Source organism: Hymenobacter lapidiphilus (assembly GCF_013377885.1).
GTDB lineage: Bacteria > Bacteroidota > Bacteroidia > Cytophagales > Hymenobacteraceae > Hymenobacter > Hymenobacter lapidiphilus.
This window is the reverse complement of sequence record NZ_JABKAU010000007.1, coordinates 71,070-93,633: the sequence shown is the minus strand read 5'-3', so window position 1 is coordinate 93,633 and position 22,564 is coordinate 71,070. Positions and strand designations below refer to the sequence as shown.

At 63.4% G+C, this 22,564-nt stretch carries 25 protein-coding genes; 17 read left to right on the top strand and 8 right to left on the bottom strand.

Features of this window, described 5'->3' with window-relative positions:
* Nucleotides 1-228: 228 nt before the first annotated feature.
* The 7 genes from HW554_RS05465 to HW554_RS05435 all read left to right on the top strand — a co-directional run bounded on the left by HW554_RS05465 (nucleotide 229) and on the right by HW554_RS05435 (nucleotide 6,085).
* A complete protein-coding gene (locus tag HW554_RS05465) occupies nucleotides 229-807 on the top strand; it encodes an energy transducer TonB (RefSeq protein ID WP_176907548.1) in 579 nt (192 codons plus the stop codon).
* A 58-nt stretch (nucleotides 808-865) separates the two neighbouring features.
* Nucleotides 866-1,387, top strand: a complete 522-nt coding sequence (locus tag HW554_RS05460; RefSeq protein WP_176907546.1) for a hypothetical protein — start codon at nucleotides 866-868, stop codon at nucleotides 1,385-1,387.
* A 189-nt stretch (nucleotides 1,388-1,576) separates the two neighbouring features.
* Nucleotides 1,577-3,115, top strand: coding sequence for an N-acetylmuramoyl-L-alanine amidase (locus HW554_RS05455; RefSeq protein ID WP_176907544.1), 1,539 nt, complete (start codon nucleotides 1,577-1,579; stop codon nucleotides 3,113-3,115).
* Nucleotides 3,116-3,291: 176 nt separating this feature from the next.
* Nucleotides 3,292-4,701: an L-lactate MFS transporter gene (locus HW554_RS05450; protein WP_176907542.1), complete on the top strand. Its 1,410-nt coding sequence runs from the start codon at nucleotides 3,292-3,294 to the stop codon at nucleotides 4,699-4,701.
* A 100-nt stretch (nucleotides 4,702-4,801) separates the two neighbouring features.
* On the top strand, nucleotides 4,802-4,945 hold the full coding sequence (locus HW554_RS05445) for an MFS transporter small subunit (protein WP_176907540.1): 144 nt from the start codon (nucleotides 4,802-4,804) through the stop codon (nucleotides 4,943-4,945).
* A gap of 91 nt (nucleotides 4,946-5,036) precedes the next feature.
* Complete coding sequence (locus HW554_RS05440; protein WP_176907538.1) at nucleotides 5,037-5,489, top strand: putative signal transducing protein; 453 nt, start codon at nucleotides 5,037-5,039, stop codon at nucleotides 5,487-5,489.
* A 155-nt stretch (nucleotides 5,490-5,644) separates the two neighbouring features.
* A complete protein-coding gene (locus tag HW554_RS05435; protein WP_176907536.1) occupies nucleotides 5,645-6,085 on the top strand; it encodes a hypothetical protein in 441 nt (146 codons plus the stop codon).
* Nucleotides 6,086-6,104: 19 nt separating this feature from the next.
* Here HW554_RS05435 and HW554_RS05430 read toward each other — a convergent pair whose 3' ends face one another.
* Nucleotides 6,105-7,331 carry a molybdopterin molybdotransferase MoeA gene (locus HW554_RS05430; RefSeq protein WP_176907534.1) on the bottom strand — a complete coding sequence of 409 codons (1,227 nt, stop codon included), beginning with the start codon at nucleotides 7,329-7,331 and terminating at the stop codon, nucleotides 6,105-6,107.
* A 218-nt stretch (nucleotides 7,332-7,549) separates the two neighbouring features.
* On the opposite strand from HW554_RS05430, the gene moaC reads away from it, so the two are divergent.
* The 3 genes from moaC (at nucleotide 7,550) to HW554_RS05415 (ending at nucleotide 11,566) form a co-directional block, all read left to right on the top strand.
* The gene (gene moaC, locus HW554_RS05425) at nucleotides 7,550-8,038 is read left to right on the top strand and encodes a cyclic pyranopterin monophosphate synthase MoaC (protein WP_176907532.1); all 489 of its coding nucleotides are present in this window, start codon (nucleotides 7,550-7,552) and stop codon (nucleotides 8,036-8,038) included.
* A complete protein-coding gene (locus HW554_RS05420) occupies nucleotides 8,028-9,233 on the top strand; it encodes an NTP transferase domain-containing protein (protein ID WP_218134598.1) in 1,206 nt (401 codons plus the stop codon). Before moaC ends, HW554_RS05420 begins: the two co-directional genes overlap by 11 nt.
* A 71-nt stretch (nucleotides 9,234-9,304) precedes the next feature.
* Nucleotides 9,305-11,566 (top strand): S41 family peptidase, encoded by a 2,262-nt coding sequence (locus tag HW554_RS05415; protein WP_176907530.1) that lies wholly within the window; start codon nucleotides 9,305-9,307, stop codon nucleotides 11,564-11,566.
* 81 nt (nucleotides 11,567-11,647) lie between these two features.
* Here the strand turns inward: HW554_RS05415 and HW554_RS05410 are convergent, their stop codons facing one another.
* Entirely contained in the window at nucleotides 11,648-12,067 is a 420-nt protein-coding gene (locus HW554_RS05410; protein WP_092772962.1) for a molybdenum cofactor biosynthesis protein MoaE, read from the bottom strand.
* Nucleotides 12,068-12,149: 82 nt separating this feature from the next.
* On the bottom strand, nucleotides 12,150-12,392 hold the full coding sequence (gene moaD / locus HW554_RS05405) for a molybdopterin converting factor subunit 1 (RefSeq protein WP_176907528.1): 243 nt from the start codon (nucleotides 12,390-12,392) through the stop codon (nucleotides 12,150-12,152).
* Between the two features lie 197 nt (nucleotides 12,393-12,589).
* Here moaD and moaA point away from each other — a divergent pair, with 197 nt between their 5' ends.
* The 6 genes from moaA to HW554_RS05375 all read left to right on the top strand — a co-directional run bounded on the left by moaA (nucleotide 12,590) and on the right by HW554_RS05375 (nucleotide 16,628).
* Nucleotides 12,590-13,585, top strand: a complete 996-nt coding sequence (moaA, locus tag HW554_RS05400) for a GTP 3',8-cyclase MoaA (protein ID WP_176907618.1) — start codon at nucleotides 12,590-12,592, stop codon at nucleotides 13,583-13,585.
* A 119-nt stretch (nucleotides 13,586-13,704) separates the two neighbouring features.
* Nucleotides 13,705-13,983, top strand: a complete 279-nt coding sequence (locus tag HW554_RS05395; RefSeq protein ID WP_176907526.1) for a DUF1294 domain-containing protein — start codon at nucleotides 13,705-13,707, stop codon at nucleotides 13,981-13,983.
* Between the two features lie 153 nt (nucleotides 13,984-14,136).
* Nucleotides 14,137-14,979, top strand: a complete 843-nt coding sequence (locus tag HW554_RS05390) for an alpha/beta hydrolase (RefSeq protein WP_176907524.1) — start codon at nucleotides 14,137-14,139, stop codon at nucleotides 14,977-14,979.
* A 29-nt stretch (nucleotides 14,980-15,008) separates the two neighbouring features.
* Entirely contained in the window at nucleotides 15,009-15,446 is a 438-nt protein-coding gene (locus tag HW554_RS05385; RefSeq protein ID WP_176907522.1) for a hypothetical protein, read from the top strand.
* Nucleotides 15,439-15,651 carry a helix-turn-helix transcriptional regulator gene (locus HW554_RS05380; RefSeq protein ID WP_176907520.1) on the top strand — a complete coding sequence of 71 codons (213 nt, stop codon included), beginning with the start codon at nucleotides 15,439-15,441 and terminating at the stop codon, nucleotides 15,649-15,651. The genes HW554_RS05385 and HW554_RS05380 overlap by 8 nt, the downstream gene beginning before the upstream one ends.
* Before the next feature lie 128 nt (nucleotides 15,652-15,779).
* The gene (locus HW554_RS05375) at nucleotides 15,780-16,628 is read left to right on the top strand and encodes a DUF2490 domain-containing protein (RefSeq protein ID WP_246285114.1); all 849 of its coding nucleotides are present in this window, start codon (nucleotides 15,780-15,782) and stop codon (nucleotides 16,626-16,628) included.
* A 158-nt stretch (nucleotides 16,629-16,786) separates the two neighbouring features.
* On the opposite strand, the gene HW554_RS05370 is transcribed toward HW554_RS05375, so the two are convergent.
* The 3 genes from HW554_RS05370 to HW554_RS05360 form a co-directional block, all read right to left on the bottom strand.
* Entirely contained in the window at nucleotides 16,787-17,980 is a 1,194-nt protein-coding gene (locus HW554_RS05370) for a putative sulfate/molybdate transporter (protein WP_176907518.1), read from the bottom strand.
* A 166-nt stretch (nucleotides 17,981-18,146) separates the two neighbouring features.
* Nucleotides 18,147-19,238 (bottom strand): HesA/MoeB/ThiF family protein, encoded by a 1,092-nt coding sequence (moeB, locus tag HW554_RS05365; protein ID WP_176907516.1) that lies wholly within the window; start codon nucleotides 19,236-19,238, stop codon nucleotides 18,147-18,149.
* Between the two features lie 104 nt (nucleotides 19,239-19,342).
* Nucleotides 19,343-19,768: a hypothetical protein gene (locus HW554_RS05360; RefSeq protein ID WP_176907514.1), complete on the bottom strand. Its 426-nt coding sequence runs from the start codon at nucleotides 19,766-19,768 to the stop codon at nucleotides 19,343-19,345.
* Between the two features lie 160 nt (nucleotides 19,769-19,928).
* Between HW554_RS05360 and HW554_RS05355 the strand changes: the two genes are divergently transcribed.
* Nucleotides 19,929-20,207, top strand: coding sequence for a hypothetical protein (locus tag HW554_RS05355; protein WP_176907512.1), 279 nt, complete (start codon nucleotides 19,929-19,931; stop codon nucleotides 20,205-20,207).
* 160 nt (nucleotides 20,208-20,367) lie between these two features.
* On the opposite strand, the gene HW554_RS05350 is transcribed toward HW554_RS05355, so the two are convergent.
* Together HW554_RS05350 and HW554_RS05345 are read right to left on the bottom strand one after the other, a co-directional pair.
* Nucleotides 20,368-20,691 carry a hypothetical protein gene (locus HW554_RS05350; protein ID WP_176907511.1) on the bottom strand — a complete coding sequence of 108 codons (324 nt, stop codon included), beginning with the start codon at nucleotides 20,689-20,691 and terminating at the stop codon, nucleotides 20,368-20,370.
* Between the two features lie 89 nt (nucleotides 20,692-20,780).
* On the bottom strand, nucleotides 20,781-22,313 hold the full coding sequence (locus HW554_RS05345) for a bifunctional GNAT family N-acetyltransferase/carbon-nitrogen hydrolase family protein (protein ID WP_176907616.1): 1,533 nt from the start codon (nucleotides 22,311-22,313) through the stop codon (nucleotides 20,781-20,783).
* Between the last annotated feature and the right edge of the window lie 251 nt (nucleotides 22,314-22,564).

Genomic DNA, 22,564 nt, shown 5'->3' with positions numbered 1-22,564 from the left:
TTGGCTGTAAGCCATGCTTCCTCTAGCTAGTCATTAATGGCAGCTGGCTTGCTGAAGTAGTGTGATCAAAAGCTTTTTTGCTATTTGAAGCTTGTTGAGGTGCTTTGCCATGTAGAAAATGGGAAAGGGCGGATTTGTACTAAAGAAATGTTTTTATTTGTATACACGATCGACAAACGCTGGTAGCGGCGGCGTCTTTCGGCTTCCCGCCCTGTTCGTTCTATTGCTATGAAACACGCTTTCCTACTTAGTCTGGCCTTTGGCCTGCTGCTGTCGATTTCGGCCCCGGCCCAGAAGCTACGCAAAACCGCTGCCGGCAGCGGCCTGATGGAAAAGGGCGAGAAAGTAGGCGTGTGGGAATACTACGCCACCACCCGCGACGGCTCGCAGGTTATTGCCCAGAAGTACGACCACTCGGCTGGTCGGCTGGTCTTTTTTCGGCCTTTCGATGACGTGCTGTACCCGGTACGGACGGCCAGCGGCGAGTGGAGCCGCGCGCGGGTAACTCATCCGATCTTCTTTATCGGGGGCGACACCGAGCTGGCTGGCTACATGAGCCGGCTAAGCTACCCGGCCGCGGCCGCGGCTAAAAATGTGCAGGGCCGGGTTATCATCACGATTACCGTTGATACGCTTGGGCAAGCCAGCAACCAGCAGGTGCTGCTCGGTATCGGGGCCGGCTGCGACGAGGAGGCGCTGCGCGTGGCCCGCGGCATTCCCGATCAGTGGATTCCGGCCCGTGTGGGCAGCCGCGCCGTGGTATCGAGGATTGACGTTCCCTTCACCTTCCGGCTGGCCGGGCGCTAAGCCAAAGGGCCTTCGGTAGCCACAGTATGCCCGACAAGTTTTACCTTGGGGCATGAAAATGCCCGTTTTGCTTTCGTTGCTGGCCGCTGCCAGCCTGCTTTCTTCCTGCGACTCGACCCCGCGTGAGCGGCAGGAGGTGGTGGAGAGAGAAACCCAGAAACTCGATACGCTGGCCGAGCGCGCCGCCGACAAGCTGCGCGTGGCCGGCCGGCGTGCGGCCCGCTTCGACTCCGTTTCGCGCGTCCGCAACCGCCAGCCCCTCGACCCCGCCGCCGAGCAGGCCTTCAGCAACGAGCTGCTGGGCTCCTATTCCGCCATCGGCAGCCTTACGCCGGCCACCATCGAGCCCGCTTTTGTGCAGTTTATGCAGCAGGTACGCGCCCGCCGCAAGCAGTGGAGCCAGCGCGACTGGGATTACGCTACAGCCATCAGCCGCCAGCTAAACGCCCAGTTCCGGGCCGTGCGCCTCGACATAAAGGGCCGCGACGAGCTGCACATCCGGGCGCTGCAAACCGAGTTTACGGCCCTCGAAACCAGCCGCGACGTGAAAGACCTGGGCGAGGCCGTTAAGCAGCCCTAACTGGCTCAGCTCGGGTTCTACCGGGGCGCGGCTTCTCATTTCGTAGTCCTAATTACAGCGGGTGCTGTAGGAGCGGAGCTTGTCCCCGCCCGCCGTTCGCACCGCTTCAATGGGAATCGTTCAACGGCGGGCGGGGACAAGCCCCGCCCCTACGGCGTGCTGACAGGCCTGCACTCACTACCCTTCGCTATGCGGCTGAAAACTGATTTCCGGGCCATCTGGCGGGCGGCCCTGCTGGTCTGCGGGTTGCTATTGCCGGTGGCCGCAGTGCAGGCCCAGCGCCTGATTCAGAAAGTGGAAACTGTGCCCGCCGGTGAGCAATGGCTCAGCCCGGGTGATGCGCTGCAGGTGCGCCTCATAGGTACGCCGGGTGGTCGGGCCACCTTTCTCGGTGGTCGCCCCCTTGCGGAGTTGGCCCCCGAGCTGGCCGGCGGCCGGCGAGGGGTGTACCAGGGCACCTACATAATACAGCCCGCCGATACGCTGGGCGGGGCTGCGGGCCGGCCGTTGTGGCTGCACCTGCGCCTGCCCAACGGCCGCCTCGACTCGCTGCCCACTGCCGCCCCCGTGCGCCTGCTGAGCCCCAGCCAACCGCTGCTGGCTGTTACGCGCGGCCCGCTGGCTCACCTCAACTATGGCCTCGGCGAAGACCGGCTGGGCGGGGCCAAGCTGGGCTACCTCGACTCGCTGGTGGTACTGCACGTGGTGGGCCGGGTAGCTGACCAGTACCAGGTGCGGCTGGCTGAGGGGCAATATGCCTGGCTGCCGCTGGAATACGCCCGGCTTCTGCCGCCCGGTGGCTTTGTGCCATCCTCGCTCACTGGCTCCTGGAGCGTGCAGGGCGACTCGGTGTATGATTATGTGCGGGTGCCGCTCACGCAGCGGCTGCCCTATCGCTCGCAAATCCTGGAAAACCCTACCCGCTTGGTAATTGATGTGTTCGGGGCCACTTCCAACACCAACTGGATAACCCAGCGGGCAGGTCTGCAGGCGTTGGGGGCCGTATACTACGAGCAGCCACAGGCCGATATTTTCCGGCTGGTGCTGCCGCTGCGCCACCGCCAGAACTGGGGCTACCACATCGGCTACGAAAAAAATATGCTGGTGGTGCGCGTGGCCCGGCCACCGGCGCGGCTGCAGCTGCGCGGCCTGCGCATTGCCCTCGATGCCGGGCACGGCGGCAGCAACGTGGGGGCTACGGGGGCCGGTGGAGTCCGCGAGAAGGACCTGACGCTGGCCATTGTGCGGCAACTGCAGCGCGAGCTGGAGCGCCGCGGCGCTACCGTAGTGCTCACCCGCACCGCCGACGAGAGCCTGAGCATGGCAGAGCGGGTGGCGCTGCTACGACGGCAGCGGCCGGCGTTGCTGGTGAGCGTGCACGTGAACTCGGCGGGCAGCGCGGCGGCCCGCGGCACCAGCGCCTTTTACCGGTACGCGGCCTTTCGGCCGTTGGCGGCGGCGCTGTACGGGCGCATGCAGCAAACCGGACTGTTGGGCTGGGGACTGGTGGGCAACTTCAACTTCGCCCTCAATGGCCCTACCGACTACCCCAACGCGCTGGTGGAAACGGCCTTTATTTCCAATCCCGAAGATGCTAAAGTCCTGACCGACCCTGCGCAGCAGCAGCAGATGGCCCGGCGCATGGCCGATGGCATCCAGGATTTTCTGAAGTCGGCGCGGGAGAAAGGGGTGCGTGGCTGGCTGGGCCGGCAACCGGCTGAGCAGTAGTAACCGGTATAGTAGCAGCGCCAGGATATAGCAATTTACCAAAAAATAGTTGACCGGAAGTGGTTTAAACCCCGTACCAGACGTCTACCTTATTGAATCCTAATCCGGTAAGCCCCTGGTCAGGGCCCCGGCGTGGGGTAAGGTTTCGTTCTTTCCACTCCCAAACCACCTGTTTTATGGCAGAAGCATCGTTACTGGACCGTAGCCGCACTGTGGCCGGACCAGGCTACAACCGCTGGCTGATTCCGCCCGCCGCCCTGGCAATTCACCTGGCTATCGGCCAAGCCTACGCTTTCAGCGTGTTCAAAAAGCCGCTGGGCGCCCTTATCAGCGGCGACCCCGCTGCCCCCGCTGCCGCCGACTGGACGCCTACGCAGCTGGGTATTATTTTTTCGATTGCCATTGTGCTGCTGGGCCTCTCGGCGGCTATTTTCGGGAAGTGGCTGGAACGCGTGGGGCCGCGTAAGGCCATGCTGGCTTCGGCGCTATGCTTTAGCGGCGGCTTCTTTATTGCCGCGCTGGGCGTGCACCTGCACAACCTCTGGATCGTGTATTTCGGCTACGGCGTGGTGGGCGGCATCGGGCTGGGCATCGGCTACATTTCGCCGGTGAGCACGCTCATTAAGTGGTTTCCCGACCGCCGGGGCGTGGCTACCGGCATGGCCATCATGGGTTTTGGCGGTGGCGCCATGATTGCCTCGCCGCTGTCGGTGGCCCTCATGGACTACTTCAAAACCAGTGGCACCGGCACGCTGGGCGTGGCGGCTACCTTCCTCACGTTGGGCGTCATCTACCTGTTGTTCATGCAGTTCGGCGTCTGGACCATCCGGGTGCCTGCCGATGACTGGGCCCCCGCCGGCTACGTACCTAGTACCCAGCAAAATGCGCTTATCACCAACAACAACGTATCGGCCGATAACGCGCTGAAAACGCCGCAGTTCTGGCTCCTCTGGGTGGTATTGCTCACGAATGTAACTGCCGGTATAGGCGTACTCGAAACAGCTTCGCCACTCGTTCAGGAGTCGTTTTCTGATGCTGCCATGGGTGCCGGACGAGGTGTAACGGCTGCCGCTGCTGCTGGCTTCGTGGGTTTGCTGAGTTTGTTCAACCTGTTGGGTCGTTTCTTCTGGTCGTCGGCTTCCGATAAGCTGGGCCGCAAGGTCACTTACGCCATCTATTTTGGCCTCGGCATTGTTCTGTATGCACTTATTCCAACGCTGGGCCATAACGTGCAGTTGGCCCTATATGTGGTCGTGGCCTGCGTAATTATCAGCATGTACGGCGGCGGTTTTGCCACTATTCCGGCCTACCTCTCCGATCTGTTCGGTAAGTACCAGGTGGGCGCCATTCATGGCCGCCTGCTTACGGCCTGGAGCACGGCCGGAATACTGGGGCCGCTCATCGTTAACTTCCTGCACGAGAGCCGCAAAGCCGAAGGGTATACCGGTGCTGCTGCCTACCAAACGGTGTTCTACGCCATGGCCGGCCTGCTGGTAGTGGGCCTGCTGGCCAATTTCGCCGTAACGGCCGTCAACGCGAAATACAACGAGAAGGGTCCCGTCGACGCCGAGCCGGGCGGACATTGATTTTTTGAGCTTCGAACTTAGTTGTCAGTGCTTTGGATGACGTTCAACCCAGGCACTGGCAGCTAAATCTGAAGCCCCAACCACTAAGCGCTACATCAACATGAATCAGCCTCCCGTTTCCTCCACCACGCCCGAAACACCCAGCTCGGGCGGGGCCGTATTTTTGGCCTGGGCCTTTGTGGGTATCCCGCTGTTGTGGGGTGTTTCCCAGACGTTTATAAAGGCACTCGACCTGTTCAAGTAAGCCGGCCTGCGGCTCTTATTGCGTACCTTTCGCGGCACCCCAAACGGGTGCCGCGTTTGTTTAGTGGATTCTCTATTTCGCGCCTCTACCCATGCCGGCAGATATTCCTTCCGAAGCGGCGGCCATTGTGCTGCTCGACTCGTTCACCGATTCCATAGCCGCCCACCTGGCCCGCAACCAGCTCGATGCGGCCGGCATTCCGTGCTTCCTGAGCAATGAAAACCGCCCTTACGGCCAGGTAATGGGCAACGTAAGCCTCTTCGTGCGCGCCCCCGACGTAGAAACGGCCCGTGAGGTTCTGCACCCGCAGCAAACCCACATGCACGCCGTGGCCCCCGATGCTGCCGCACCCGAAGCACCCGACCCAGCCGAAATAGCCGCCACCCGTTGCCCCCGCTGCCACCACCACGACGTGGTGTGCCGCCACCAGCCCGGCCCCGCCGACAGCCTGTTCGTCAAACTGCGTTTCTGGCTGATGGCCCCCGACAACCCGCAGTGCCACTGCTTCCACTGCGGCCACGATTTTGAAGTGGTAAGAGGGTAAAAGAGCAAGATCCGGCCACTGAAAAGGCGCTTGGTGCCCTCCGATTAGTCCGCAAAATATACTGGGCTGAAGTGCGACCAGCCAGGAGTCAATTTGCTATCATTGCAGTGCAAAGTCTATCCGGGAAGTACTGTCATTCGTTACCGATTCTTACCATGAGATTACTTTGTACCGCGCTGCTGATTGGCGGCGGCAGCCTCGCTGCACAGGCCCAGTTCAACGTGGCCTATCACCAATCGGACCTGCCTTTTGTGGGCCTTTCCTACGATTTTGGGCGTTTTCATCCCGAACTGCGCGTTGGCACCGACGCCTTCACGTCGGACATGAATCCGGAGTTAACGCTCAACTACAAATTCGTTAACCAGCAGGATTTCTATGTGTATGCGGGCGTGGGTGGGCGCACCAACACACTGTCTGGAGGGGTTGTGCCACTTGGTATTGTCGCGTTTCCTTTTGCCAGCCGGCGCGTAGGTTTTCACACCGAAGTGGCCGTGCTTGGCCTGGGCGACTACGGCACCGTGCTACGTGGCAGTTGGGGAATCAAGTTCAACCTAGGAAATGCCGAAAAAACCGCGGCCTCACCAGTCCAGCCCTAACGCAGCTTCCCCTTCCCCCTCACCGAAACCGCCACACCGGCAGTACGGTGCCCACCGGGAAGTGAGTGGACTCGGGGGGCAGCTCCAGAAACCCGCTGGAGGTGAGTAGGCTGGCCATGTCGCCGGAACCGCCGGCCCGCTCGGGCGTGGCCAGCAGGCGGCCGTCGGGGCCGGCCTCCAGGCTCACAAGCAAGAAGTGCGTCATTAGGGGCTTGAATTCGATGGGCTGGGTGAGCACGGCCGGCACCGGGCCGCTGCCGGTTACGGCTGCCCCGGAGGGCTGTTGCCCGGCCTGCAACCAAGGCTGCACATAGCGGTAGAAATTCACGAACGTGGATACCGGGTTGCCGGGCAGTGCGAACACCACCGCCCCCCCAGTGCGCGCCCCGAACCAGAACGGCTTGCCCGGCCGCTGGGCCACGCCATGGAACCGCTGCTCCACGCCCAGTTCCTGCAATATTTCGGGCAGGAAATCGGCCTTACCCATCGATACGCCGCCGCTCAGCACCACGGCATCGTAGCCGGCCAGCAATGCCGGCAGTTCTTGGCGCAATACGGCCGGGTCGTCGTCGAAATGAAAGCTGTCGGCCTCGGCGCCGGCCTGCCAGGCAGCGGCCTGCAGCATCAGGGCATTAGAGCGCCGGATCTGGTGGGCGGCGGGTTGCTCGCTGATGGGCACCAACTCGTCGCCGGTACCAACCACGGCCAGGCGCGGGCGGCGCGCCACAGCTACGGTGGCGGCCCCAATGGTGGCGGCCACGGCCATTTCGGCGGGCTCCAGGCGGGTGCCGGCGGGCAGCAGCAGGTCGCCCTGCCGGCGGTCGGAGGCCCGTTGGTGGACGTTGTGGCCGGCGCGGGGCGGCAGGGCCTGTACGGTGGCATGGCGCTGGCCGGCTTCATCGGTGCGAAACGTGAGGTCTTCGTAGCGAATCACCGTATCGAGGCCCTCGGGTAGCATGGCCCCGGTCATGATTTCGACGGCCGCTGTCGGGCTGGGGCCGGTTACCGGGGGCTGGCCGGCAAACTGGGTGGCAGTAATCAGGAACTCCTGTTGCCCGGCCGCCAGGGTATCGTAGCGCAGTGCAATGCCATCCATGGCCACCCGGTTGAAGGGCGGAAAGTCGCGGTCGGCCCGCAGGTCTTCGTGCAGAATGCGGCCGGCAGCCAGCGGCAGGCTCAGCAACTCGGTGCCCAGCGGGCGAACGGTGGCGGCGACGAGGCGGGTAGCTTCAGCAACTGAAATCATGGGCGGGTGGGAAAGAGGGAAGCAGAGAAATTAGCTGTCATCCTGAGCATGTCGCGCATCGAGCGAGGACGAAGGACCTTGCAACATCTAAACTAATGGTGGTACAAGGGCCTTCGTCCTCGCTCGATGCGCGACATGTTCAGGATGACAGTTCTACGTACTTAACCGCCAAGTACCGAACTTATCGGTTTATTCCTTTCCACCTGCTGAACCCCACTATGTCCGATTCCGCTAAACTCACTCACCTCGATGCAGCCGGCCAGCCGGCCATGGTAGATGTGGGGAGCAAAATGCCCTCCCGCCGCGTGGCCGTGGCCCGCAGCCGCGTGGTGCTCGGTCCCGAAATCATGGCTTTGGTGAAGGAAGGCGACCTGCCCACCCGCAAGGGCCCTGTGTTCCAGACCGCCATTCTGGCCGGCATCATGGGGGCCAAGCGCACCTCCGAGCTGATTCCGTTGTGCCATCCGCTGGGCCTCGACAACTGTCGGGTAACCATTGAACCCGACGGGCCCGACGCCGTGCTGATTGAGTGTACGGCCACCGTAACGGGCAAAACCGGCGTCGAAATGGAGGCCCTGACCGGCGCCTCGGTGGCCGCCCTCACCATCTACGACATGTGCAAAGCCCTCTCACACGACATCGTTATTCAGGAAACCCGCCTGCTCAGCAAAACCGGCGGCAAAAACGACTTTCAGCATGAAGCCTAACCCCACCGACCCCGCTTACGACCCGGCTACCCCGGCCCCGCGCCGCAAGCACGCCGCCCTGGCCCGGCCCGATTTGGGCGAGTTCGGCCGCCATGAGCTGGCTATTCTGGGGGCGCCCTGCGGCCGCATAAAGGAGCTGGCGGCCCGGCTGCTGCCGCTGCTGGCCCCAACCTTACGCGTGGCCTACGTGGATGCCAACCATGCCGCCGCCGCCGACGTGCGCAACGGCACCGCCCCCGAAACTGGGATGCTGGCCGCCGGGGCCAGCGCCGAGCTGACCGACAACATCAGCTTCGCCCGCCTCGATGTGCGCCGGCCGCTCGACCGGTTCAGCCAGCCCGAGCTGCTGGCCCAACAGAGTTTGGCGCTGGTAAACGGCAACCACTTCCGCGCCCGCCAGCAGCTGGTGATTCTCGACCCCGCCAAACCGCTGGACAAGAAGCTCGACCGCCTCACCAACGTGCGTGCCCTGCTGCTGCCCGAAGGCGTAACCGAGGTGCCCGCCTACCTGCGCGCCCACCTCGCCGCGGCCAACGTGCCGGTGCTGTATTTGGCTGATACTGCCGCCCTGGCCGAGCTGGTGCTGCGCGAGTGGCACGCCGCCGCGCCGCCGCTGCGGGGCTTGGTGCTGGCCGGCGGCCGCAGCCAGCGCATGGGCCAGGATAAGGGCCAGCTCGCCTACCACGGCCAGCAGCAGCAACGGGCCTACGCCGCCGAACTGCTGGCCCCTTTCTGCCACGACGTGCACGTTTCCTGCCGCCCCGACCAAATTACGGAGCTCGAATACGCTGGCTTGCGCCCCCTGCCCGACTCGTTCACCGATCTGGGCCCGCTCAGCGGCCTGCTCTCGGCCTTCCGCCTCGACCCCAACGTCGCCTGGCTGGTAGTGGCCTGCGACCTGCCCCTGCTATCCGAAGCCACCCTGAGTTATCTCGTGCAGCACCGCCAGCCCGGCCGCTTGGCTACTACCTTCCAAAGTCCCGAAAACGAGTGGCCCGAGCCGCTTATCACCATCTGGGAGCCGGCCAGCTACGGCCAGCTACTGCGCTTCCTGGGCCTGGGGTACAGCTGCCCCCGCAAAACCCTCATCAACTCCGACATCGAATTGCTGGCCCCACCCGCCGCCGGCGAGCTGCGCAACGTGAACACGCCGGAAGAAGCGGCACAGGTGCGGAGTGAGTTAGGAACGATGTAAGGTGCGAAATAAAATAGCTGGAATTGGGCTGTTGCTGCTACTTTGGGGCTGTTTTCCGACTCCCGCTATATATGAAGCGAATAATCTATCCTCTACTGGTCTTGGTGGCCAGCGGCCTCTCGGCCCGGGCTCAGACTCCAAAAGCCACGCCCAATCTCAACCTCGAGTTCGAGCAGCTTGCCAAGCAGACGCGGCAGCCCACCGGCTGGTGGGTGCCCGCCGACAACGGCTACACCGTAACGGCGGATTCGGTGAATCCGCACCAGGGGCGGTACGCGCTGCGTCTGCAAAGCACTGGGGAGGTCAATACGAAGGCATTTGGCGTGGCTTCCATAAAGCTGCCCGTGGCGTTTCGGGGGGAAACGGTCACGCTATCGGGATTCCTGAAAACGGAAAACGTGCAGAACGGCTACGCGGGCCTGTGGCTGCGGGAAGATGGCTCCAGCAGTACGCTGGCGCTGGATAACATGAGCAAGCAGAACGTGCGGGGCACTACCAGCTGGCAGCCGTACTCGATTACGCTGCCGCTGGAAAAAGGGGCAGAGTCGCTGGTAATCGGCGGCTTGCTGACGGGTACCGGCACGGCCTGGCTGGATGGACTGAAGCTGACCGTGGATGGCAAGCCCTGGGAGCAGGCACCCGTCCGGCTGGTGCCGCACTTCAAAGCCGAGCAGGATACTGTCTTTGTCCGAAGCTCGGGCATTACGCTTGGCTCGCTGAGCGGGCAGCAGCTGGAAAACCTGGCGGTGCTGGGCCGGGTCTGGGGCTTCGTGAAATACTACCACCCGGCCGTGGCCCGGGGGGAGTTCAATATGGATGCCGAGCTGCTGCGCGTGCTGCCCCGAGTGCTGGCCAGCTCCTCCACTGCCGCCCGAAGCCAAGTGCTCAGCGCTTGGCTGGCTAGCCTGGGCCCGGTGCCAGCCTGCCCCAAATGCCGGGAGCCGGACCCTAAAAGTGTCCGGCTGCAACCCGACTTGGACTGGCTGATGGACAAGCGCCAACTCAACCCATCTCTGAGTGAGCAGCTCACCTTTCTGCGCCGCAACCGCAACCAGGGGCCGCACTACTACGTGAGCACCGTGCCGCGCATCGGAAACCCCATGTTTGAGCACGAGAGCAGCTACGCCCAAGTGCCGGGCCGCCTGCCCGACGACGGCCTACGCGTGCTGGCCTTGTACCGCTATTGGAACATGATTGCCTACTTTTTTCCCTACCGCTACGCCATCGGGGAGGACTGGCAGCGGGTGCTGCCCGAGTTTCTGCCGCGCTTCGTGGCTGCCCGCACGCCCGAGCAATACCGCCTCACGGCCCTGGCCCTCATCGGCCGCATAAACGACACTCACGCCAACATTTCCAACGACTCGGTTCTGACGGCGTACTGGGGGGCATACTTCGCGCCGGCTCAGGTGCGGTTTGTGGAAGATCAGGCCGTTGTAACGGGCTATTTCGACCCGCAACTGGGCCCGGCTACCGGCCTGCTCAGGGGCGATGTGGTAGAAAGTGTGGATGGCCGCCCAGTAAAGGACCTGATAGCCGAGCGGCGGCCCCTCACGCCGGCCTCCAACGAGCCTACCCGCCTGCGCAATATTGCCCGCGACCTGCTCCGCGGGCCCACCGAGCAGGTGCGGCTGGTGGTGCGCCGCAACGGCCGGCAGGTACCGCTGACTATCAGCCGTTACCCTTCCAATAAACTGAATCTGGCTTACAACAACGGTACGCTCGACCCTGCCGCCTCTGCCTGGCGCAAGCTGCCGGGCAACATTGGGTATCTCTCGCTGGGCACCATCCAAAGTAAAGACCTGCCGGCTATCATGGAGGAAGCCCAGGGAACCAAGGGCCTCATTATTGACATCCGCAACTACCCCTCCGATTTCGTGGTGTTTTCGCTCACGAAGTACCTGCTGAGCAAGCCGGCGGATTTCGTGCGGTTCAGCGCGCCGCTGGCTACCTATCCGGGCCTGTTTCTGAGCTCTTCGCTGTTGCAGGTCGGGAGTGGCAAGGGCGCGGCGTATCCGGGCAAGGTGGTTATTCTGGTGAACGAGCTGTCGCAGAGTCAGTCGGAATACACGGCCATGGCCCTGCGGGCAGTACCGGGAGCAACGGTTGTCGGTAGCACGACGGCCGGGGCCGACGGCAACGTGTCGGCCATTGTGCTGCCCGGAAATATCAATACCCGCATTTCCGGCCTCGGCATCTACTACCCTGATGGCCGCGAAACCCAGCGCGTCGGCATCGTGCCCGACATTGAGGTGAAGCCCACCATCCAGGGCATCAAAGAGGGCCGCGACGAAGTGCTGGAGCGCGCCGTTGAGGGAATTAAGAATTCGGAATAAAGAATGGCCGTTGAAATACCTCCCAGCGGGATGTTCAACGGGCGTTCTTTATTCCGAATTCTTAATTCCCTGAATCCCCCCTTACGGATGCGCGGCTACCCATACGTCGCCGTCCTGGTAGAACTCCTTTTTCCAGATCGTGACGACCTGCTTGAGCGTGTCGATGATGTACTGGCAGGCGGCGAAGCTTTCGGCGCGGTGGGGCGTGGACACGGCCACCACCACGGCCACGTCGCCGATGTGCAGGGTGCCTTTGCGGTGGATGACGGTTACTTTTTGCAGCATGGGCCATTGCGCCACCGCCTGTTCGGCCACTTTGCGCAGCTGGTGCAGGGCCATGCTGTCGTAGGCTTCGTATTCCAGGCGGATTACCGCGCGGCCGGTGCTCTGGTTGCGCACCGTGCCGATGAAGGTGTTGATGGCCCCGGCGCCGTCGGCTTCCACGCTGCGCAGGGCGTCGGCTACGGCTATGGGTTGGTCGGTGAGGTCGATATGAATCATATAGTTGCGTTTATGTGGCGTGTCATTCTTCGACTACGGCTGTGCCTTCGCTCAGAATGACATATTTCCTTAGCCCGCACAACTATCCGCCGCTGACGGGTGGAATCAGGGCAATTTCGTCGCGCTCATGCAGCGGTGCATCATCGGCGGCGTACTCGTTATTTACGGCCACGGCCAGGCTGCTCAGGGCGGCAAGCGCAGGGTAGCGGGCGTGCAGCTCGGAGAGTAGGCCCCGGGCCGACTGGCCGGCAGCGGTTTCTATTTCGAGCGTCGGCTGGCCCACGATTTCGCGGGCCACGCCGAACAGAGCTATATTGAGGCGCATTGGTTTTTGGGCTGATGGGGTAATAGTACGCAGAGCAAACCCAAACCACCACGCCGGTGTTACGTTTGTTCTGTAAGCGCCCACCACTATGGCCCGGCCGCCGCGTCTTTTTTTGCTCCTCCATGGCCCTTTCCGCCGTTTCGCCCGTGTCTGCTCTCCATAACCCGCCCGTGCTGCGGGAAGCGGCCCCGCGGCCGGTGCTGTTCGACAACCACGGCCGGCCGCTGGAGTACCTGCGCCTGGCCGTTACCGACCGTTGCAACCTGCGTTGCTTCTACTGCATGCCCGAAGAAGGCATCAAGTACCTGCCCAAGCAGGAGTTGCTGACCTATGAGGAAATGCTGCGCCTGACGGGCGTGCTGGCCGGCTTGGGTGTGCGCAAGGTGCGCCTGACCGGCGGTGAGCCCTTCGTGCGGCGCGACTTGGTGCCGTTTATGGCCCGCCTGAGCGAGCTGCCGGGCATTGAGGAGTTGAGCCTGACGACCAACGGCGTGCTTACGGCCCCGCACGTGCCCGAGTTGGCCCGCCTGGGCGTGCGCACCGTCAACCTTAGCCTCGACACGCTCGACCGAGCCCGTTTCGCCAGCATCACCCGCCGCGACGAGCTGCCCCGGGTGCTCGACACGCTGTACGCGCTGCTGGAAGCCGGTATCCGCGTCAAAATAAACGCTGTGGTGATGGACGGGCAGAACATTGAGGACCTGCTGCCGCTGGCCGAGCTGACCCGCGAATTGCCCGTGGAGGTGCGCTTTATCGAGGAGATGCCCTTCAACGGCGGCAGCCACGAAGCCACGCCCGCCACGCTGCCCTGGAACCACCACCGGATTCGGGAGCATCTGGCCCTGAACCTGGGTGAGCTGACGCCCGTGCCCACGCACCCCGGCGACACGGCCAGCCACTACACCGTGGTCGGCCACCAAGGCCGGCTGGGCATTATTGCGGCCTACTCGCGCACCTTCTGCGGCACCTGCAACCGCCTGCGCCTCACGGCCGAAGGTGGCCTCAAAACCTGCCTCTACGACCAGGGCGTGCTCGACCTGCGGGCCATGCTGCGCACCGGCGCTTCGGATGACGACCTTGTGGCGGCCCTCAGCCACGCCTTCCGGAACCGCGCCGCCAATGGCTTCGAGGCCGAAAGCCAGCGCCCGTTGCACCAGCTCAATTTCGAGTCGATGAGTACGATTGGCGGGTAAGCGGGGCTACTACCTCCGGGTCCTGATACTGGCTTTTTGCTTGAACCCGGATCTGTAACTTGCGGCTCCGCTGATGCCCTCTTCGTCTGCCACACCCCTGGCAGCCTGCTTATCGCACCATGAAAGTATTCCTGAGTTGCCTGTTGCTGTTCAACCTGCTGTGTTTTCTGCTCTTCGCCCTGGATAAACGGAAAGCCCAACGGAACCAACGGCGCATTGCCGAAAAAACGCTGCACCTCGCTACGCTGCCAGGTGCGGCACCCGGCGCGTGGGCGGCGATTTTCCTGCTGCACCATAAAAACCGCAAAGCCGCCTTCTGGGGCGTTACCCTGGCCCTGACGCTGCTGCAAGGAGCGGCTCTGTATTTCATGTGGCCCCATTTGCAGGCGCCGTTTTAGCTGAGGCAAGCTGCTGCATACTGGCAATTGGGCCAGGCGCGCGGCAAGCAACGGGGATAGTAGCTGCATGATTGTAACGAGCAAACATCTTTAAGCGGGAAGAACCTCGTCATGAGGTGATATATCGTCTAAGATTCGTAGTATCGGCCTGCTATGAAGATAGTACTCTGGATATTAGGCCTAGGAGCGGCGCTATACGTGGCGGTGTGCATGCTGCTGTATTTTCAGCAGGAACGGCTGCTATTCTTCCCGACCAAACTTGCTCCCGACTACCGCTTCCGGTTTGCCCAGCGCTTCGAGGAACGGTGGCTGCCCACCGCCGATGGCACCCGCCTGCACGGCCTGTTGTTCCCAGCCGATTCGGTCAGAAGCAAGGGCCTCGTGTTCTACCTGCACGGCAACGGTGGCGCGCTGGATAGCTGGGGCGAAGTAGCCACCACCTACACCCGCCTGGGCTACAGCGTGTTTCTGCTCGATTACCGGGGCTACGGCAAAAGCGAAGGCCACATCAGTAGCCAGGCTCAGCTGCTGGCCGACGTGGATACGGCCTACCAGCAGCTTACGGCCGAGTTTCCGGAAAGCCGGACGGTGCTGCTGGGCTATTCGCTGGGCACGGGTGCGGCGGCCTGGCTGGCGGCCCGCCACCACCCCCGGCTGCTGGTGTTGCAGGCCCCTTATGCCAGTATGCGGGCCACTGCCCGCCAACATTACCCGTGGGTGCCCGGCTTTGTAGTGCGCTACCCGCTGGCTACCAACGAAGTGTTACCCCGCGTTTCGGCACTCATCGTCATCTTTTACGGCGACCAGGACGAAATTATCAGCCCGGAGTCGACCAAGCAGCTCAAAACCCTGCTTAAGCCCGGCGACGAGTTTATTGCGTTGCCGGGGGCCGGCCACAACGGAATGACCGACAACCCGGATTACCAACGTGCCATCCGCCGGATTCTGGGGGCGCCACAGGCTGCGGCAGGAAGTGACTCAAATCTGAGTCGCTGAGCACGTTTGGGAATGCGTTGAAGTGGCACATGCGCAATAAACTGAGCACCAGCCAACTGGGTTGGGTGCTGGCCCTGACAGGGCTGACATTGTACATCCTGGAGCAAACGCAGTTGCTTGATTTGCCGCCATTGCTGCGCTGGCTCCCCGCGCTTTGGAACGACAGCCAGCCCGACCTGCGCGAGAACCACGATTTATATGCGCTGCTTTTCGTTGTCGGGGCGCTGCTGGCGGCGTGTTCGCGCGAACGGTACGAGGACGAGTATATCGGCCAGCTGCGGCTGGAGGCCCTGTTGGGTGCGCTTTACATGTACTGCGGGCTGCTGGTACTGGCTATTCTGCTGGTAAGCGGGATGGGATTTCTGCGCGTGATGATGTACGCCATGTTCGCGCCGCTGCTGTTGTTTCTGGGGCTGTTCCAGCTTAGCCTGCGGCGGGCCCAACGTACTACCCCGGCCCATGACTAACACCTTGCGCGTAGAGCGCGCCATCCACCGCTTCACCCAGGAAGAGCTGGCCCGCCGCATTGGGGTGAGCCGGCAAACCATCAACGCCATGGAAGCCAGCAAATACGTGCCTTCCACGGCCCTGGCCCTCAAGCTGGCCCAGGTGTTCGGCAAGCCCGTTGAGGCCCTGTTTCAGATGAAGCATGACGTTCTTTTGACTTTCTAAACAGCTTCGTTGGCATCGTCGCGACAGGTGGCTGCCGGCTCTGGGCGGGTTTCGGCCTCCTGCGGCGCGGGCGCGGGTATTGGCAGGCCAGGGCGCAGCCAATACCCGGCTGGCTACCTTTGGGTATCATGAAGCGCTTTTTCCCCTTGTCTACCAAGCCTCGTTGCCGGATTATGCTGGTATCGGTTGTGGCGCTGGCCGCGTTGGCCCCCTCCGTGGCCCGGGCCCAGACGGCCCCCCGGCCCCCCGACCGGCAGTGGGGCTCCTGGGCGATTGGAACGGCGGTGCTGCCCGGTGGGCCCAAGGGCTGGGGCGGCTACTTCGAGCTGCAGGCCCGCTCCAATGCCCTGTTGCGCGAGTTCTTCTACAACGAAATCAAGGGTGGCGTCAGCTACAACGTAACCGACAACTTCACGGTGCTGCTGGGCATCGGCCGCTACTCCACGGCCGACTACCGCGACCTGAGCGAGGGGTATCTGGCCCTGGAGAGGCGCGTGTGGCAGCAGTATACCTTCACCCAGCCGGTGGGCCGCATCAAGCTGGAGCACCGGTTTCGGGTGGAGCAGCGCTGGACGCGCTTCCGCGACGATGTGGTGCCCGTGAACCAGGCCCGCTACCGGGGGCGGCAGCGCTACCGCCTCAGTGCGGTGCTGCCGCTGAACAACCCCACTATGCAGCCCGGCACGGCATTTCTGTCGGTGTACAACGAGGTGTTTCTCGACCCGCGCGGGCCGTATTTCGAGCGCAACCGGGCCTACGCGGGGGCCGGCGTACAGCTCAACCGAGGCGTAACGGTGCAGGACGCCTGGCTCAACCAGGTTGATTGGCTGCCCGCCCGTGCCCAGGCCGGCACCGGCCAGTTCATCGCCCGCGGCCGCCAGTACAAGAATAACCTCGTGCTGTCGGTGGTCTACCGCATCGCCCGCGCCAAGGCTGAGGACAAGCCTGCTCCATTCACGCCGTTTCAGGCGGATTGAACGGTGTAAAAAAGGTCATTCTGAGCGAAGCGGAGCGTAGTCGAAGAATCTCTACCGCTTCGTTGCAATGGTAATCCAACGAAGCGGTAGAGATTCTTCGACTACGCTCCGCTTCGCTCAGAATGACGTTCTGTCGTTACCCATTGCTCATTGACCCATTACTTCCCCAAACCCACCCAGCCCTGACGCATGGCGTAGTACAGGGCCGTGCCTACTGTGAGGCCCACGAGGTAGCCGTAGGGCAGGCCGGCGCAGAGGATGCCGGTGAGCAGGGCCAGCAACAGGTGGGTCCGCTCGGTGCTGATGTCGCGGAGCAGGGCCGCCAGGCTGAGGGCCTCGAAGAACAGCAGCACCCCCAGAATAGGCAGCGGGAACACCTGCACCAGCTGCTGGAAACCCTGGCTGAAGAACAGGCCCAGCACCAGAAACAGCCCGCCGTAAATTACCACCGAGCCGCCAGTGCGGCCCCCGAAGGTGTAGTGGCCCACCATGCCGCCCGAGCCGTGGCAGACCGGAAAGCCGCCCAAAAATGGGTTCACCAGGTTCATGAGGGCGTAAGTGAAGCTGATTTTGCGCACCGTAATCGGCCGTTCGGGAAAGTAGTCCTGCACCACTTGGCGGGTGGCCAGCACCGAGTTGCCCAACGACAGCGGAATCTGGGGTAGGGCCAGCAGCACGGCGCCCGTGAGGATATCGGCTAGTTGTGGAACGTGCCAGCCGGGCAGGCGTAAACCCAGTGCCTGTTGGGCCGAGGCGAAATCGAGTTTGAAGACCAACCCGTAGAGTACGCCCAGGCTGACTACTACCAGCGCGGCGGGCCAGCGGCGGTTGCCCAGCAGCACCACCGTTATCAGGAAGGCAGCCGCGGCCAGCGCGTAGCCGCTAAGGCCGTCGGCGGGTACGTACTGCTTGAGGGCCAGGGTGGAAAGCTGCAGGGCCAGCCCGAACTGGATGCCCCGGATGACGGGCTTGGGCACGAGCCGGGCCAGCCCATCAATGAGGCCCGTAACCGAGAGTAGCAGCATGCCCACACCCACTGCCAGCCCGCCCCCGAAGATGATGCGGCCGGGGATTTTTTGGGCAATAACCAGCGCCGCAAATGCCTTGAGGGGCTGCACCGGCATGGGCATACCATACCACAGCCCCGAAAACAGCTGCATCAGCCCGAACATGATGAGCACCCCGGCGCTGTCGAGGCCCGAGGCGGCAATTACGCCGATGAGCAGGGGCAGGTCAGTGCCCAAGTCGCCGAAGGCCCCGGCCAGCTCGTTGCGGTCGAAGCGAAGGCGCGGGCGCTGGGCTGGTGACTGAGTGGCCGAGTGAATGAGTGGTTCGGTAGGCGTGAGGGGCATAACGGCGTGGGCGTGAAGAGCGGCAAGATACGGCACCGAACGATGTAGGGGCGGGTCTTGCCCCCGCCCCGCCGTTCATCGACGGGCGGGCGGTTCGTTGCTGCCCGCCCGCCGATGAACGGTGGTGGGTGGCTCGTTCAATGGTGGGCGGGGACAAGCCCCGCCCCTACACCGTTCCTTCTTCATACCCTGCCAGCCCGCCCTCCAGGCTCTGCAGGTTTTCGAGGCCACGGCCAGCTTGCAGGCGCTCCAAGGCGCGGGCGCTGCGGGTGCCGCCCTGGCAGTATACTACCACCGGGCCGGTGGCGGGCACCTCGGCGGCGCGGGCGTCCAGCTGGCTCAGGGGCAGCGAAACTGCGCCGGGCAGGTGGCCGGCGGCGTACTCGTGGGGTTCGCGCACATCGAGCAGCAGCGGGGCAGCGGGGCCAGCCAACGCACGGTGCAGCTCGGTGGCCGAGATGGTAGGCAGGACCGGCTGGCACAGCTCGGCGTAGGCGGCGGGGTCGGCGGTGCCCAGGAGCAGGGCGGCCTGATCGGGCTGCCGGGCAAACTTGAGGATGCGAGTGGCAAACGTGAGGGCATCGAAGAGCCAGAGTCGGCCACTTAGTACCTCGCCCAGGTTCAGCAGCACCTTCAGCGTTTCGGTGGCCTGGGCCGTGCCCACCACGCCGGGCAGCACGCCCAGCACGCCGGTAGCCGAGCAGTTGGGCGCTTCATCGGCGCCGGGCGGCACCGGAAACAGGCAGCGGTAGGTGGGGCCGCCCTGGTAGTTGAACACGCTCACCTGCCCCTCGAACTTGTAAATGGCCCCCGACACCAGCGGCCGGTTCAGCAGCACGCAGGCATCGTTCAGCAGGTAGCGGGTGGCGAAGTTGTCGGTGCCGTCCACCACCACATCGTAGGCCTCCACCAGCACCCGCACGTTGGCCACATCGAGCCGCTTGGCATGCACCTCGGTAGCGACCAGCGGGTTCAACCGGGCCAGTACCTCGGCGGCCACCGTGGCCTTGGTGCGCCCCACGTCGGCCGGCCCGAACAGTATCTGGCGGTGCAGATTGCTCTCGTCCACCACGTCGGCATCCACGATGCCCAGCGTGCCCACCCCGGCGGCTGCCAGGTACTGCAGCACCGGGCAGCCCAGTCCGCCCGCGCCCACTACCAGCACCCGAGCCGCCTTCAGTTTCAGCTGGCCCGCCTCGCCAATCTCGGGCAGCTGCAGGTGGCGGCGGTAGCGGCGGCGTTCTTCGGGAGTAAGCATGAGCGGGAGTAGGTGAGTGTAGCGTCTCGTCGTTGCACGGCAGTGCGGAACGATAACCCAGAACGGACAACATCAGCCACGAAGAGACGCAAAATACGGCGTCTCTACACCGGGCGGGCGGCCTGCCCCTCCTTCAGCCACGCCACCGCCGCGCCCTCATCGCCAAAAAAGTGGACTTGGTACGCCTTGCTGTCGTAATACTCCACCGGCTTGAAGGCTGGGTCGGCCATGATGTGGGCCAGCAGGGTAGGGCTGGTGAGGTAGGCTACCCGGAGGCCTCCGAGGCGGCGGGCCATATCGGGGAAATAGTTGGTGAGCAGCCAGAGGGTAATGTCCGGGTCGTTGACGACGCGGCGGCGGATGTCCTGGAGCCAGTAGCTGCAGGTGTGGGCCTGGGCCACGTGGGCCAGCTGCTGGTAAGCGGCGGGCAGCAGGGCCGGCTCGGGCTGATGGGTCCAGCGGCCCACCAGCAGGTTCAGGTCGGCGCGGTAGGTGAGTTGGAGCAGCTCGGCGGGAGTATCGGAGGCCATGGCGGAGGAGTGGAAAGCAAAGCTACGGAAAGCACTGATGCTGCGGATGTAGCAGCTGTGTTGGTTAACCGCCAACGCGACAGCTCTGTGGCCCGTAGGAGGGGCACAGTGGCTCCGGGCGGGGCCACCGGTTTTCATTCCTCATCGACTTTTTCCCACCATGCAACGCGTTTCCCTGCTTCTGAGTACCGCCACTGCCCTCACGCTGCTCCTCGGCGCCTGCTCGCAAACCACCGAACAGCCCGCCACCGACATCAGCACTGCCGAAACCACCGAAACCCCCGTGGAGCGCGCCGCCGACCTGCCGGCCGGCACCACTATTAAAGGCGACGATGGCAGCAAAATCAAGAAGCAGGCCGATGGCGACATCAAGATAAAAGATGTCAACGGCAACAAAATAAAGCGCGACGCCGACGACGGCACCGTGAAGGTGAAGTAGCCCGCCGTTACCTGATCAGCCCAAACAAAGCAGCCCGAAGCGGTGCGCTGGGTGTGCCGGGGAAGTGAAAACCACTGCCTCGTTACACCCAGCGCACCGCTTCGGGCTGCTTTGTTTGGGCTGATCAGGTGAAGTGGCGGCTACTACCGGCAACAGTCGCTTACTGGCGCGAACGGCGTTTCTGGCTGCGTACGGGCGGCCTGGGGGCCGGTGGGGCCGTCTGCATCTGCACCGAATCGACGCTTACCTGCCCGAACTGCACTTTGGGCATGGGCAGCTGGGCATTGGGCTCGACGGCTGGTACCGGCAGCGGGGTGGCGCTACCCTGGCTGGCCCCGGTGGGCAGTACCACGCCCGGCACCGGACTGATGCGTTCGGTGGGCTGATGGCGGGTGGGCGTAACAGGGGCGCGATTCTGAGCGCGGGCCCCGAACGGGGCGCTCAGGCCACCCAGCAGCAGGGCAATGGTCAGGAAACGAAACATATGGGAGGAAGCTAAGTGGAAGCAGGGCACCAGCCCTATGCTACCTGTTACGGCAACCCGGCGGGCGGCGTTGGCCGGGTGGCCGCCTGCTAGTGCTTGGGCATCAGTTGGGCCGAGCTGAGCGAATACACGTCGTGGCGGCGGCTGCGCAGGTTCTGCACGCTGCCCTGCTGGCGCAGCTTGTCGAGAATCGAGAGGTCTACGTCGGTTACCAGGATCATCTCGGTGTTGGGCGTGGCCTCACTCTTCACGCCGGTAGTCGGAAACGAGAAGTCGCAGGGGGTGAGCACGGCCGACTGGGCGTACTGGATATCCATGTTTTTCACCCGCGGCAGGTTGCCCACCGAGCCGGCAATGGCCACGTAGCACTCGTTTTCGATGGCCCGGGCCTGGGCGCAGTGCCGCACCCGCGAGTAGGCCGTCTGGGTGTCGGTGAGGAAGGGCACGAACAGGATGTCCATGCCCTGGTCGGCCAGCAGGCGCGCCAGCTCCGGAAACTCCGAGTCGTAGCAGATGAGCACACCTATCCGGCCGCTGTCGGTATCGAAGGTCTGGAGGCTGTTACCGCCCTTCAGGGCCCAATACTTGGCTTCGTTGGGTGTTACATGGATTTTCTCGTAGCGCTCGGTAGTGCCGTTGCGGCGGCAAAGGTAGCCCACGTTCATCAGCTGGCCATCGGGGGCCAGCTCGGGCATCGAGCCGGTAATGATGTTGATGTGGTACTTGACGGCCAGCTGCGTAAAGCGGTGCAGGATTTCGGGCGAAAACTGGCTGAGCTTGCGGATGGCATCAATTTCGGACAGCTCATTGGTTTCGGCCATCAGCGGGCCATGGAACAGCTCCGGGAACAGGGCAAAGTCGGCCCGGTACGCCGACAGCGCATCCACAAAGTATTCGACCTGCTGAAACAGGTCGTCGAAGCTGTCATAGAGGCGCATCTGCCACTGCACCAGGCCCAGCCGCACCTGGGTTTTGGGGGCTACGGCGCTGGCAGGGCGCTGGCTGTAGAGCATGTTGTCCCACTCCATCAGCAGGGCATAGTTGCCCGAGGCCTCGTCGCCGGGCAGGTAGCCCCGAATCACGCGCACCGGGTGAAAGTCGTTGGAGAGCTGGAAGTTGAGGGCCGGGTCCACGATTTCGCGGTTTTTTACCCGCTGCACGTAGTCCTTGGGCGTCATGGCCTCCTGGTACTCGCGGTAGCCGGCAATGCGGGCTCCAAACGTAATGGCCCGCAGGTTAAGCCGCTCGCACAGCTCCTTGCGCGCCTCATAAAGCCGCCGTGCCAGCCGCCGCCCGCGGTAGTCGGGGTCCACGAACACTTCGATGCCATACAGCGTGTCGCCGGCCGGGTCGTGGGTGCTGAAGGTATACTCGCCGGTAATCTGGCGGTAGGTGTGCTCGTCGGGGTACTTGGCGCGCTCCACAATAATGGCCAGCGCGGCCGCTACCACTGCCCCATTTATGGTTACTACCAGCTGCCCCATCGGAAACAGCTCCCGGAGCCGCTCCAGCGACTTGGCCGGCCAGTAGCTACCCATTTCGGGGTAGGCCCGCCGCATGGCCGCGTCAAATGATTCGTAGTCGTTGGCCTGCAGGTGGCGGATTTCAATTACTTCGTTCATGCAAATGTGGGTTGAAAGGGGCTCCCGTGCGGCCGCCATTGGCCGGGCCAGCACCCAGGCCAGCTGCCGCCGGGCCATGGTGGCCATGGGGTGGAGGGCCACAGGAGTAAGTTGAGCAAGGTTGGTTTTACTAATGCTCTTCCTGACTAAACGCGCATTGTGGTGTTTGGTTGGCTGATATTGGCCGCGCCCTTATTGCAAAAAAGCCGCTTCCCGGGCAGGAAGCGGCTTTGGCAGACCAACAAAAAGGC